We start from the raw sequence: 12,075 nt of genomic DNA on the forward strand, positions 1-12,075 counted from the left end.
CTTATTGCAGCAGGGCGATTTGCGCCTGCTCGGCCTGCAACAGCATGTTTTCGTAGAGCTGGTCGGCGGATGCCTGGTCCTCAATGACCTGTTCGGCGACATTCCGAGCGGTGACGTCGATTGATTCGTCATCGATGAATACCGATTCGTAAATCCCGACAACAGGCAGGTAGATACCTTTGACATACGCCACCGTCTGCTGCAAAGGCCTGAGCAATTCATCCAGTGTGTAACGGTTGAACCCGCCAGCGCGGTAGCCTGTGGATGGTGCACCCACCGTGGTGATGATCATGAACTCCTTGTTCTTGAGCTTGTCGCCGCCGCGTGCGTAGGCATAGCCGGGGGTGAACACTTCATCGATCCACTGTTTCATGATTGCCGGGCAGGAATACCAATACAACGGAAACAACAACACGATGCGGTCATGGGCATCGAGCAACGCTTGCTCTGCATGAATATCGAACCCGGTGGGCGTGACCGCGCTGGCCAGGCTATGGACCTTGACGCCACGATGGCTGATCTTGCTCATGATCGCGGTATTGACGCGGGAAACCGAGAGATCAGGATGGCCAGAAATGACAATGACGTTTTTCATGTAGGGCGCGTGTCCTTTATAGAGTCGGTTGGAATGCCGATGCAGCACTATTTAAGAGTAGGTGCCTGAGGTTGTAACCTAACCTTTTGGGGAGTCGGCTTGGCCAACTTGCCGGCAGCGGCAGGCCTTTCGTGGTGCTTCAGGCCACTGCTCGATCAACAAGGCTGGGCGGTACCCTGATCCAGTTGGCCATGATCTTATGCCCGTCGATTACGGTCAGCTTGCCCTCGCAATGCGCGTCGAAGCCCGCTTTGCGCAACAATCGGGCAATCCCCGGCGGAGAGACCGTGATCAATTGGCGAACCTCGTGGCGAGCCGCGACCTTGAGCACTTCGTGCAGTAGCGCCACGGCGTTCGGCGATGACAGTGAATGGCCAGTGAAGGTCTGTTGTTGCAGGTCGACGGCGGCAAAACGGGAGATTTCCCAGATGTCTGCGGAATGAGGGAGTGCCTGGCCGCCAATCACCTGGGGGAACACCTCTCCCAGCAGATAGGGCTTGTGCGTGGGCAGCAGCCGCGCTACGCCGACGATGCGCGGGCCTTGATGGGCGATCACGTATACCGTGTCGTCGCGGTCGAATTGATCCAGTTCCTCACCGATCGCACAATCCAGATGCCATCCAAGCTTCTCGACAAATACGCGATAGCGATAGAGCAACAGGGCCTGCCACAGTTCTATCGGTAATGTAAGGCGCGTACCCGTGGTCATATACATGAGGAACCCTCGGCAAATAATCGAGGGGCTATTCGGCAGAATAATCGAATGCTTAGGTACTGCTCTTTTGGGCAGGTGTGCCGCCAAGGTGCGAGTATCATTATTGTTGTTATCACTCAGCGACCTTAACGCATCAGAGGTGCGGAACTGAGTTGTGTGTCAGACGAGCAAGCCCAGTGAAGTGGCGCGCACTACGGTAGCGGTACAGTTATGGACGCCCAGTTTCGAGCCTGCATTGCGCAGGTGAAACTTGATGGTTTCCCGCGATAGCGAGAGGATCAAACCGATCTCGTGGGCGGTCTTGCCGTCGGCTGCCCACTTAAGGACTTCACATTCGCGCCGCGACAGCGATTTTTCCTGTGGTAATTGCCAGTGCGGTGTCAGCACGCGCAAGAAACCCTGATGGGCGACCTGCACCAAAAAACGCATGTATTTTTGATTGGCGGCAAGCTCTTGGGTAGTAATAGGGTCATTGGGGCGCGCCAGTGTCAGCATGCCGCCGCTGCCGCGGCCGTCCAGACAGGATTGCGCCCAACCGTGGGCTAGTCCGACGGCGCGGGCTTCCTCCCACATCTGCGGGTTTTGCTGGGTCATTTGCTCGTCCCAGACAATCGGTACCGTCGATTTCGTGCAGTGTTGTACCGTCGGGTCCACGGCGATGTATTCGCATTGGGTATAGCGTTGTCGCCACGAAGGCAGAAAGTTGTTGCTCATCACGACCTTGGGGCGGGTGACGGGTATAGGTATTCGGATCCCATAGGCGCAATAGTCAAACCCTAGATGTTTTGCAGTGCTTACGATCCGGGTCAACAATTCAACTTCGGTTCGGGCATTGTCGATCGTGTCTAGCAAATCATCCATCCACTTCACTGTCATTCTCCTTGAATTGACCTTGTTACGTTCTATCTGCGCCGAAAATCACTTTCGGAGGCACTGATGACGCAGGGCAGTGTTGTCATGGCTGGGTTGACTGATCGGCCACAACCACGCCGAGCCAGCAATGCCTGCCCCTGTCGTGCTACCGGTAGCTGGATAACTGAGGGCGGCTTTCGCCGAATTAACTAAATCCTTTATAGCGATGTCCTGGCAACCAATGGGCAATCAACTGGCTGGGCTCCGGATACGTCGAGGGCTTCGATCAGGTGCCGGGCGGCCCTGCGCCCGATCTCGTAGTACGGCAGTTGTACCGTTGTCAGCGGTGGGATGAACAGTTCAGCGATACCGATCATGTTGTCGTAGCCGAGTACTGCGACATCGTCTGGAATTTTCAGGCCACGGCCCAACAACAACTGATAGGCACAAAAGGCAATGCGGTCGTTGCCACAGATCAGAATGTCGAATTGGGGACGACCGTCCATGATGTGCCTGTCGAGGATGGCTGCGGTTTCACCATAGGCGTCATGATCAGAAAGGTCGTATTGCAGGAGCGCGTCAGGCGCCAGGCCGAATGCCTGACAGGCGCGCTGCATGCCTTTTTGTCGCAGGTGCCAGGCCAGGCTCTTTTTGGGCAAATTGATACACAGAGGGCGCCTATAGCCCTGGCTCAGGGCGTGGTGTACCGCCCGATACTGTCCCATTTCGTCGTCTGGCACATAACTGACCAGGTGACTGTCATCGGCCAGGCAATTGGCGAGTACCAGGGGTTTGCTCTTCAAACGCTCAGGAATGCACACCTGGCGTAACCCCATGGCACTGAAGATCAGCCCGTCGGGACGGTGCGATAGCATCAGGTCGATATTCTGGTCGGTGGGCGGGTTGCTTAGCAGGTTGAGGATAAAGACATTCCAGCCAGCTTGCTGTGCGGTCTGTTCGATGGACAGCAGTAACTCGACAGCAAACGGTGTTGTAGCAGTGTCCAGTGCGAACACACCGATGGTTCGACTCTGGAGGTTGTCGCCACGAATCTTTCGCGCCGACATGCTCGGCACGAATTGTAATTCGTCAATGGCACGACGCACCCGTTGATAGGTTTCGGGGCTCAGTTTTTCCGGATTGCTGAGCGCTCGGGAAACCGTCATCAGGGACACGCCGGCCAGCCGTGCAACGTCTTTCACTGAAGTCATGCGAAGAGAAACCGGTCAGATTGACGACGAATCATGACACATGACACATGGTTTGCGCTTCTCGCGACTCCAATGACGCTGCTCATAACCATCCCGAGGCGAGAGACCATGCCCTGGAAATCGAGACACGTCCGCCACTCCCGCTTGCAACAAGCTTCACACCCAAACTACCGGGCTGTGGGTATAGGCGACTGCTGAGGCTGAAACGCCCGTTTTCGTCGAACACCTCAATGGACGAGCGATCGAGGAACACACGCAGTGCCAGCAAGCCTTGTGTCGGGTCTATCGCCACGCTGCGCTGACCGGTGACTTGCGCACCTGAGCGGCTGCGGTCAAGGACCAGGCGCTGCAACACCGCATCGTAGTAGAGCAGGGTCTGTTCATGGCCATCGTCGCTACAGCGCAAGGCGATCCCCAAGTGCCCATCGGTGCAGTCGAGCACATCCAGGTGCACATGGATTTCCAGCCTATCGCCATTCACGTGCGGCACGTCCCGGGTTCCCTGCTCATCCCACCAGGGCGTACTCGGCAACGCTGCCTGGCGCAGAGCGGTGAGCTCCCGTGCCGGAAACATGCAAAGGCGATCTGCGCTGAGTTCAAGCTCGCGTGGCAAACCGAGCATGCCGCACCAATGATGGGCCTGGCTTGGCATCGGGCTTTCCCACATGTCGAGCCACGCCCACACGAGGCGCCGACCATCGGGGGCCAATAGCGTTTGTGCGGCATAGAAGTCGTGGCCATTATCCAGCTCGATAAACGGCCCGCCAGTGAAGTGCCACTCGTTGTCGAGTCGGCCCACGCGGTAACCCGTCTGGTACTTGTTGAGCCGTTCGTAACCTTCGGACTGCATTCCTTGAGGGGAGTACAGCAGTACATCGTGTCCGTTCAGCCGAAACAGGTCCGGGCATTCCCACATATAGCCATCACCCTCGCTGCCGCTTGCCACATAGTCGAGAAACTCCCAGGCGTGCAGATCGGTGGAACGGTACAACGGCAGCAGCGGCGTATCGCCCAGGCGTGCGCCGACAATGAGGTACCAGCAGCCATTTTCCTTCCATACCTTGGGGTCACGAAAGTGCATGATGGTGTCTTGCGGTGGGGTCTCGATGACGGCGCCATGCTTGACGAACTGGATGCCGTCAGTGCTGGTGGCCAGGCACTGAACTTGACGGATCAAGCGTTCATCCCCCACTTCTCCCAGCCAGGTGTGGCCGGTGTAGATCAGGGCCAAGGTCTCTCCACACACCACGGCACTACCGGAAAAACAACCGTCACGGTCGAAGTCTTCGCCAGGTGCCAGCGCGATGGGCAGGTGCTGCCAATGAACCAGGTCGGTACTCTTGGCGTGCCCCCAATACATAGGGCCCCATTTGGCTTCGAAGGGGTAATGTTGATAGAACACGTGGTATTCGCCACGAAAGTACACGACCCCGTTAGGGTCGTTCATCCAGCCTGCCGGGGGGGCGATATGATAATCGGGTCGATAATCCTGGATGACGCGAGACAGGCCATCAGTCAGTGCACGCTGCGCAAGGTCGAGGCAGGAAGACATTGGATCGCTGATGTTATTTGACGGCATGGTCATAGGGCCTGTACTCGGACTGCGTGCAGGGAGACATCACTGCGCGGGTTTTCAACAGTGTGGGGGGGGCGCTTCAAGGCAGTGCCGTCCTCGCCGAACAGGTGCAGGTTGCCGATGTCCAGCTGCAGCTCGACCCGATCGCCAGCCTGCCAGCCGGCGCTGACCTCACAACGACAGATCAGTGGCTCGTCCTGACCTGTTTCGAGGTGCACATACGTTTCGCTGCCAAGGTATTCGACCCCGGTCACGACGATTCCGGCGTCTGCCTCTGCCGCTTTGAGCGAAATGTGCTCGGGGCGAACCCCCAGGGTCAGCAGCGTACCCGCCGCCAGGTCGGCGCTCTCGAAGGGCAGGGTGGTCATGCCCAACACGGGGGCGTCGACCAGGCTGGTGGCTCCCGGGGCCTGCAGGCGTGCCGCCAGAAAATTCATTTTGGGCGAGCCGAGGAAACCGGCGACAAAGCGGCTTGCTGGACGCTCATAGAGTTCACGCGGTGAGCCGACCTGCTCTACGCGACCGCCGTTGAGCACAACAATTTTATCCGCCAGGGTCATCGCCTCCACCTGATCGTGGGTGACGTAGACCATTGTCGAGCCAAGTCGATCATGCAGCCGGGCGATTTCGTTGCGCATCTGCACCCGCAAGGATGCATCCAGATTGGAGAGCGGCTCATCGAACAACAAAATGTCCGGTTCGCGCGCCATGGCCCTACCCATCGCCACACGCTGACGCTGCCCGCCAGACAGTTCCTTTGGCTTGCGTTGCAGCAGTTTGTCCAACTGCAGGATTTGCGCAGTTTTCAGCACGCGCTCGCGCAGACTGGTCTTTTCAGTCTTGGCCAGTTTGAGACCAAAGCTGATGTTGTCGTAGACGCTCATATGCGGGTACAGCGCATAAGACTGAAACACCATGCCGACGCCACGCTCGCGCGGTTCCAGGTCGTTGACCCTTCGCCCGTCGATCAACAAGTCGCCGCCGCAGATGGAATCCAGCCCGGCGATCAGTCGCAGCAGGGTCGACTTTCCGCAACCCGAAGGGCCAACGAAGACCACGAATTCACCCGCAGCAATCTCCAGGCTGACGTCGCGAAGAATCCGTGCGCCGCCCAATTGTTTGTTCACATTATCTAGCTTCAATTTGATCACGATGCTGTTCCTTGTAGTTGTTGGGCATCAACCCTTTAGCGCGCCGGCAGTGAGGCCGGAAACGATTCGACGCTGGAAGATCAGCACCAGGACCACCAGTGGGACGGTGACCAGTACCGATGCGGCCATCAACAGCCCCCAAGGCAGCTCATGGGGGCTCCCGCCGGAAATCAAGGCGATGGCAACAGGCACCGTGCGTTGTGAGTCTGTAAGGGTGAAGGTCAAGGCGAACAGGAACTCGTTCCACGCGGCGATAAAGGCCAACAAACCGGTGGTGACCAGTGCGGGCCATAGCAGTGGCAACAGCACCCGGGTAAGCGTGACCCAGGGCGAAGCGCCATCCATGATTGCCGCTTCTTCCAGTTCATGAGGGAGTTGACCCATGAACGTGGTCAGCACCCAGACGGTGAAGGGCAGGGTGAAAATGGTGTAGCTCAGGATCAACGCCCAAGACGTGTTGTACAGGCCCAGAGCGCGGATCACTTCGAACAGCCCCGACAGTACCGCGACCTGGGGAAACATCGACACGCCCAGCACCATCATCAATACCGTGCCACGCCCACGGAATTTCACTCTTCCCAAGGCATAGGCGGCAGTCACACTGAGGAACAGCGCCAGCGTCACCACGCAAAGCGCGACCGTCAGCGAGTTACCGATAGCCCGCAGGAATGAGGCTTGGTGGAGTACCGTCGCATAGTTGGAAAAGTCGGGATTGTCGACCCAGTAACTGACCTCGAACAAAGCGCTGGACGGCTTTAGTGACGTCACGATGGCGTAATAGAAAGGGAAGACCGCATACAGCAACAAAACCCCGATCAGGCACCAGAACCCGAAGCGCAACAGCGCTTTTTTGAGTAAGCGCAGGCTCATGCTCGAACCTCCATTTGACGGCGTCCGAGGTAGAGGTAAAGCATGGCGATTACCGCAACGACCAGAAACAGCAGAGTCGAGGCCGCGCTGCCATAGCCAACATCCTGGAACTCCACCAAGTGTTGGCGGGCATAGACCGACATGCTCATGGTGCTGGAAGAGTTTGAGGTCAGCACATAGATGACGTCGAATACCCGCAGGGAATCGAGGATGCGGAAGATCGCGGCCACCAACAAGGCTGGCATCAACAGTGGAAGCGTAACGCGCCAGAACACTTTCAGCGGATGAATACCATCGACCTTGGCGGCTTCGTAACAATCGCTCGGCAACATCTGCAAGGCAGCCAGCATCAATAGCGTGACAAAAGGCACCGTCTTCCAGACGTCGACGATGATGACCGCCCACATCGACAGATCCGCATCTGCTGTCCAGGCCAGGGGAGCATCAATCAGGCCGACGCTCAGCATCATGTGATTGATGATGCCGAACTGGTCGTTGAGCATCCATGACCAGATCTTCGCCGAGACAATGGTAGGAATTGCCCACGGAATCAGAATCAGCGCACGCACCAGGGAGCGGCCGGTGAACTTGGTGTTCAGCAGCAACGCCACCAGCAGCCCCAGGACGACTTCCAGTCCCACCGACACCACGGTGAAATGCAACGTGTTGCGCACGGCGTTCCACCATTGTGGATCAACCAGGATGCCCGACCAGTTGGCGCCGTCGCGGGACAGATAATTGCTCAAGCCCACGAAGGATCCGCCACCGGTGTCCGCCAGGTCGGCGTCGGTCAGGCTGAACCAGAATGTCCGTAGCAGCGGCCAGGCGGCCACCAGGGCCAGACACAGCAACATCGGTGTCAGAAACAGCCAGGCAGCGCGTATTCGGCGACGCTCTATGGGGGTTTCCCTGATGAGCAGGCGCTCATCAGGGCAGGCATGGGTAATAGAGGCAGGCATGGTGATTTTCTTCCTTGTGGCTTACCAGTTCTTGCGTTTGATGCGCGTGAGTTCGCTTTCCAGTTCGGCCAGTGCCTGATCGACAGGCAACTCGCCTGCCAGCACGCCATGCACTCGATCGAAGAACGCATTGGAGACCCGTGGGTAACGCTCGGCGGTGATTGAGGCGGGGCGCATGACCCCGTCGCTGAGAATGCTGTGGAGCTGACTGTAATAAGGCATTGACGCGAGCAATTCGGGGTCCTGATACAGCGACTCGATAACCGGGTTATAGGCGCCGATCAGGGCACGGTGTTTTTGCTCTTGAGCACTGGTGAGGTAGCTCACCAACTCTGCCGCGAGTTTGGGATGAGCGCTGTAACGGGATACCGCCAGGCCCCAGCCGCCGAGCGTGGACGCATGGCTACCGGTCATGCCGCCTCGGGGCAGGGGAGCAACCCCAACCTTGTCCTTGACGACACTGTCCTGGCTTTGCACCAGGGCCCAGACATAAGGCCAGTTACGCATGAACAACGCATTTCCCGACTGGAATACGCCACGTCCTTCTTCCTCGGTGTAGTTGAGTACGCCGCGTGGGGAGATGTCGCCTACCCAGCTTTTCGCCAGGGCCAAAGCAGTTCTTGAGGCCTGACTGTTGACCACGATCTCTCCGCGTGGATTGACCAGCCCGCCTTCCGGTTGGCTGCTGATCCACTCCAGCGCATTACACGTCAGCCCCTCGTAAGCGCGTCCCTGGAAGATATAACCCCACGCATTGGCGTTCCCGGCGTTGCGTTCAGCCTGTTGAACCTCCCTGGCGGTAGTGGTCATTTCCTCCCAGGTCTGGGGAACCTGCTTGTTGTACTTCTCGAGCAAGTCCTTGCGGTAATACAGCAGGCCCGAGTCGGTGAACCACGGCATCGTTACTAGCCGTCCATTCACAGTCGCGTTATCCACCTGTGCCTGGAAGTAGCCTTGCGTCGCATCGGCGGGCAGCACGTCGCGCAAATCCAACAGATGTTTGGCCAGCATCCCGGGCCACACCATATCGATTTGAATGATGTCGATGTCAGTGGACTGCGCGCTGAGAATTTGTTGGTAGAACGACAACCTCTCGGTCGCCGAGTTAGGCGTGGAAACCACTTGGACGTTGTGGCCGGTCTGTTTGGACCATGCCTCGACTGCCTCTTTGCAGAGTTGCAGCTCCGCACCCACCGCGCCGCACGAGATCGTCAAATCGGCTGCGTTCGAGACGGATGGAAGTCCGACACAGAGGGTGAACAGTGCGGCAGGAAGAAGAGATTTCAGATGTTTCATTGATCACCCTTTATTTTTGTTTTTAGAGAAGTTAACGTTAACACGGCCAAATGTATCAGCGTATTTGCGATAAGACATCCTTTTTTCGCCAATTGGAACAACTCGCAACTCACGCAAAAAAGCCCGGTCGCGGGAGCAAACAATAAAAAAATAGGAAATCCACCATGCGGAAAGGATCAAACTGGCTACTTGCAGGTGTGCTCGGCACATCGGCGGCAACCTCTCAGGCCATGACTCTGGAAGAGCGCATGGCCGCGTTTGAAGCCCGTGCCAGCGCAGCAGAACAGCGTGCAGCCGCGGCTGAACAGCAGACCCAAGCACTTGCCAGGGAACTGCAGCAGATCAAACTCGCCACACCTCCCTTGCAGCCCGCCGCGTCTACAGCGAAAGTCATTGCGGAGCCTGCTTTGGACACCCGGGTGGCGAAACTCGAAGCCCGTCAGCAAAGCCTGGAGAAAGAGGGCAATACCGGACACCTCACGGATGGGTTCAGCTTCCACGGCTATGCCCGCTCTGGATTGCTGGTCGACGAAGGGCTTGGTGGTGGCCGTGGTGGCCCTTATACAACGCCGGCCGGCTCGGTCGGTGGCGCAGTCGGGCGACTCGGTAACGAGGACGACACCTACATGCGTATAGACCTGTCGAAAGAAATCTATGCGCAAAACGGTACCCGTTCCAAATTCACGGTCTCCATCGCCGACGGGGTGGAAAGCTCCAATGACTGGACGGCCGACGAGAGCAAACTGAACGTACGCCAGGTGTTCACCGCGCTCGACCATGTGGCGGCGTTCAAAGGGAATTCAGTGTTCGAGAACGCCACGCTGTGGGCAGGCAAGCGATTTGATAGAGATAATTTCGATATCCACTGGTTGGACTCTGACGTCGTCTACCTGGCCGGCACCGGCGGTGGCATTTACGATGTGCAGATGAACAAGAATTGGCGCTCCAATTACTCCTTGATTGGGCGTAGCTACGGGGATTTCAGTCAGGGCGGTATTAATGCCAATGTGGAAAGCTACATCCTGACCTCCAACCAGTTCTTCGAGGAGGGTCAATGGCAGTGGATGTACAACGCCATCGGCGCAAAGAAAAACGATTTCGGTACCCGCACCAATAAGGCAGGTTTGACGCCTGCGAATTCCGGCTTGCACACCATGTTGGCCAATCACCAGAAAAACTTTTTCGGCAGAGAAGGCTTCTTCAAAACCGCGCTGCTCTATGGGCAAGGCCTGGGGGCCGAGGTCAAGAACGTTGGCTCGGACGGTGAACTGATTGACGACGCCCGCGCTCTGCGTCTTGCACTTTACGGTGAGACGCCTATTGCGCCTGACTGGCGCATCGGGCCCAGTTTGCTGGCCGAACAGAGCAAGGACAGATACGTCAAGGGTGACGACTACCGCTGGCTAACCCTCAACGTGCGATTGGCTAACCAAATCAACAGCAACTTCGAGATGGCCTACGAAATGAGTTGGCAAACCATGAAGCTCGACCCCAAGGGCTATCTACAACGTAATGCGGTCGACGGTAACTTCTGGAAATTCACTGTCGCCCCGACATTCAAACTTGACGTTGGAGATCTTCTCACGCGTCCCGAATTGCGAGTGTTCGCAAGCTTCATGAACTGGTCTTCGGATCTGGACAGATTCAGTACCACAGACTCCTTTGGCATGACGGACTTCCACGCTGGAGGCGTATGGCAATACGGCATACAGATGGAAACCTGGTTTTAATATTTGAACGCGTCCGGCCAACCGCCTTCAGCGCACCTGTCGGCTGTTGTCGCAAACAGAGATGTCGGCTGCAGACATCTGCTTTGAAGTTGGCTATGAAGACCTCTCTAACTTCAACAGACACTTTCGCATCGAAATGGAACAGACACCGAGCGAACATCGTCGCGGAACAGGCGATGACGTTATTCAATCGAAACGGTGCTCATCAATCCCTGCCTTTCACCAAAGCGCATTGAGTAAGTGATTACCGGTCGAAGCTGATCAGCCAGCAGTTGTCCCTACGACAAGAAAATGAGGAAATGACGATGATATTGCCTCGCGCAGTGGTATTTGGCGAAGCCCTGACTGAATCGCCCCGGGTTTCGTAGACACCTCTTTGCCTTACATTGGATTAATATCGAGCCGTGTGAGTTGCATGGGATTAATCATTAAGATGGGGGGGCGTAACATAACGCATTTACGTCCCCCGGTAACCGGGGCAAGTTGGATTTCTTGCCTATACGGTTAAGTTATTTCAGCAAATGAATGCTTCATGAGTCTCCAGGTGGCGGCCTATTGGCCGCCCCTGATCCAAAAGTGCAGAAGCATTGAGTCTTAATAACAAGCTTCCGCAACCTATGAAGCCTCAATCTTCAATGTTGCCCATCGCTGTGGTATTGAAGCCGCCATCGACATACAGTATTTCGCCGCTAATTCCGGACGCCAGCTCCGAACACAAGAATGCGCCAGCGTTGCCAACTTCTTCGATAGTAACGTTGCGGCGCAGTGGAGTCTGCGCCTCGTTAGCCGCGAGCATCTTGCGGGCCTAGTGAGCCGGCAAGATAACGTACACTGGCTTCGAGAGAGGCTTTTGCCATGCCCATGACGTTTATAGTTAGGCATGGTGCGTTCCGTGCCCAGGTAGGAAAGTGTCAAAAGGCTGCCATTACGGCCTGCCATCATTTTACGCCCTGCCTTGGCCAGCGCGACGAAGCTATAAGCGCTGATATCGTGGGCAATCCGAAAACCTTCACGGGTGGTCGATTCGGTGAAGTCGCCCTCAAGTTGGTCACTGGGGGCGAAGCCGACAGAGTGCACAATGCAGTCCAGGCTGTCCCAATGAGCGCCCAAGGCTCGCGGC

10 protein-coding genes and 2 pseudogenes are annotated in these 12,075 nt (G+C 56.9%); 2 read left to right on the plus strand and 10 right to left on the minus strand.

Annotated features, from left to right (window positions below; all coding sequences use genetic code 11):
- Position 1 precedes the first annotated feature (1 nt).
- From AOA62_RS02140 to AOA62_RS02180, 9 genes are all read right to left on the minus strand, one after another.
- Positions 2–595 (minus strand): NAD(P)H-dependent oxidoreductase, encoded by a 594-nt coding sequence (locus tag AOA62_RS02140; protein ID WP_017139032.1) that lies wholly within the window; start codon positions 593–595, stop codon positions 2–4.
- 139 nt (positions 596–734) lie between these two features.
- Complete coding sequence (locus AOA62_RS02145; RefSeq protein ID WP_017139033.1) at positions 735–1,310, minus strand: acyl-homoserine-lactone synthase; 576 nt, start codon at positions 1,308–1,310, stop codon at positions 735–737.
- Positions 1,311–1,469: 159 nt separating this feature from the next.
- Complete coding sequence (locus AOA62_RS02150; RefSeq protein WP_032865893.1) at positions 1,470–2,171, minus strand: autoinducer binding domain-containing protein; 702 nt, start codon at positions 2,169–2,171, stop codon at positions 1,470–1,472.
- A 209-nt stretch (positions 2,172–2,380) separates the two neighbouring features.
- Positions 2,381–3,373 carry a LacI family DNA-binding transcriptional regulator gene (locus tag AOA62_RS02155; protein ID WP_099547693.1) on the minus strand — a complete coding sequence of 331 codons (993 nt, stop codon included), beginning with the start codon at positions 3,371–3,373 and terminating at the stop codon, positions 2,381–2,383.
- Positions 3,374–3,455: 82 nt separating this feature from the next.
- Complete coding sequence (locus AOA62_RS02160) at positions 3,456–4,958, minus strand: sucrose-6-phosphate hydrolase (RefSeq protein WP_099547694.1); 1,503 nt, start codon at positions 4,956–4,958, stop codon at positions 3,456–3,458.
- A complete protein-coding gene (locus AOA62_RS02165) occupies positions 4,955–6,100 on the minus strand; it encodes an ABC transporter ATP-binding protein (RefSeq protein ID WP_099547695.1) in 1,146 nt (381 codons plus the stop codon). The genes AOA62_RS02160 and AOA62_RS02165 overlap by 4 nt, the downstream gene beginning before the upstream one ends.
- Positions 6,101–6,127: 27 nt before the next feature.
- Positions 6,128–6,970 carry a carbohydrate ABC transporter permease gene (locus AOA62_RS02170; protein ID WP_017139038.1) on the minus strand — a complete coding sequence of 281 codons (843 nt, stop codon included), beginning with the start codon at positions 6,968–6,970 and terminating at the stop codon, positions 6,128–6,130.
- Positions 6,967–7,929, minus strand: a complete 963-nt coding sequence (locus AOA62_RS02175) for a carbohydrate ABC transporter permease (protein WP_099547696.1) — start codon at positions 7,927–7,929, stop codon at positions 6,967–6,969. The genes AOA62_RS02170 and AOA62_RS02175 overlap by 4 nt, the downstream gene beginning before the upstream one ends.
- A gap of 21 nt (positions 7,930–7,950) precedes the next feature.
- Entirely contained in the window at positions 7,951–9,225 is a 1,275-nt protein-coding gene (locus AOA62_RS02180; protein ID WP_026013843.1) for an ABC transporter substrate-binding protein, read from the minus strand.
- 164 nt (positions 9,226–9,389) lie between these two features.
- On the opposite strand from AOA62_RS02180, the gene AOA62_RS02185 reads away from it, so the two are divergent.
- Together AOA62_RS02185 and AOA62_RS02190 are read left to right on the plus strand one after the other, a co-directional pair.
- Complete coding sequence (locus AOA62_RS02185) at positions 9,390–10,955, plus strand: carbohydrate porin (RefSeq protein WP_017139041.1); 1,566 nt, start codon at positions 9,390–9,392, stop codon at positions 10,953–10,955.
- Between the two features lie 22 nt (positions 10,956–10,977).
- Positions 10,978–11,191, plus strand: a pseudogene (locus AOA62_RS02190) (helix-turn-helix domain-containing protein); the annotation flags it as partial.
- A 389-nt stretch (positions 11,192–11,580) separates the two neighbouring features.
- On the opposite strand, the pseudogene AOA62_RS02195 reads toward AOA62_RS02190, so the two are convergent.
- Positions 11,581–12,068, minus strand: a pseudogene (locus tag AOA62_RS02195) (enoyl-ACP reductase); the annotation flags it as partial.
- Positions 12,069–12,075: the final 7 nt, after the last annotated feature.

The sequence above is a fragment of the Pseudomonas sp. 2995-3 genome (genome assembly GCF_002742565.1).
GTDB lineage: Bacteria > Pseudomonadota > Gammaproteobacteria > Pseudomonadales > Pseudomonadaceae > Aquipseudomonas > Aquipseudomonas edaphica.

Excerpts from the sequence above, each read along its gene's own strand:
- AOA62_RS02140 (WP_017139032.1), bottom strand. The coding sequence starts at position 595 with ATGAAAAACGTCATTGTCATTTCTGGCCATCCTGATCTCTCGGTTTCC.
- AOA62_RS02145 (WP_017139033.1), bottom strand. The coding sequence starts at position 1,310 with ATGTATATGACCACGGGTACGCGCCTTACATTACCGATAGAACTGTGG.
- AOA62_RS02150 (WP_032865893.1), bottom strand. The coding sequence starts at position 2,171 with ATGGATGATTTGCTAGACACGATCGACAATGCCCGAACCGAAGTTGAA.
- AOA62_RS02155 (WP_099547693.1), bottom strand. The coding sequence starts at position 3,373 with ATGACTTCAGTGAAAGACGTTGCACGGCTGGCCGGCGTGTCCCTGATG.
- AOA62_RS02160 (WP_099547694.1), bottom strand. The coding sequence starts at position 4,958 with ATGACCATGCCGTCAAATAACATCAGCGATCCAATGTCTTCCTGCCTC.
- AOA62_RS02170 (WP_017139038.1), bottom strand. The coding sequence starts at position 6,970 with ATGAGCCTGCGCTTACTCAAAAAAGCGCTGTTGCGCTTCGGGTTCTGG.
- AOA62_RS02175 (WP_099547696.1), bottom strand. The coding sequence starts at position 7,929 with ATGCCTGCCTCTATTACCCATGCCTGCCCTGATGAGCGCCTGCTCATC.
- AOA62_RS02180 (WP_026013843.1), bottom strand. The coding sequence starts at position 9,225 with ATGAAACATCTGAAATCTCTTCTTCCTGCCGCACTGTTCACCCTCTGT.
- AOA62_RS02185 (WP_017139041.1), top strand. The coding sequence starts at position 9,390 with ATGCGGAAAGGATCAAACTGGCTACTTGCAGGTGTGCTCGGCACATCG.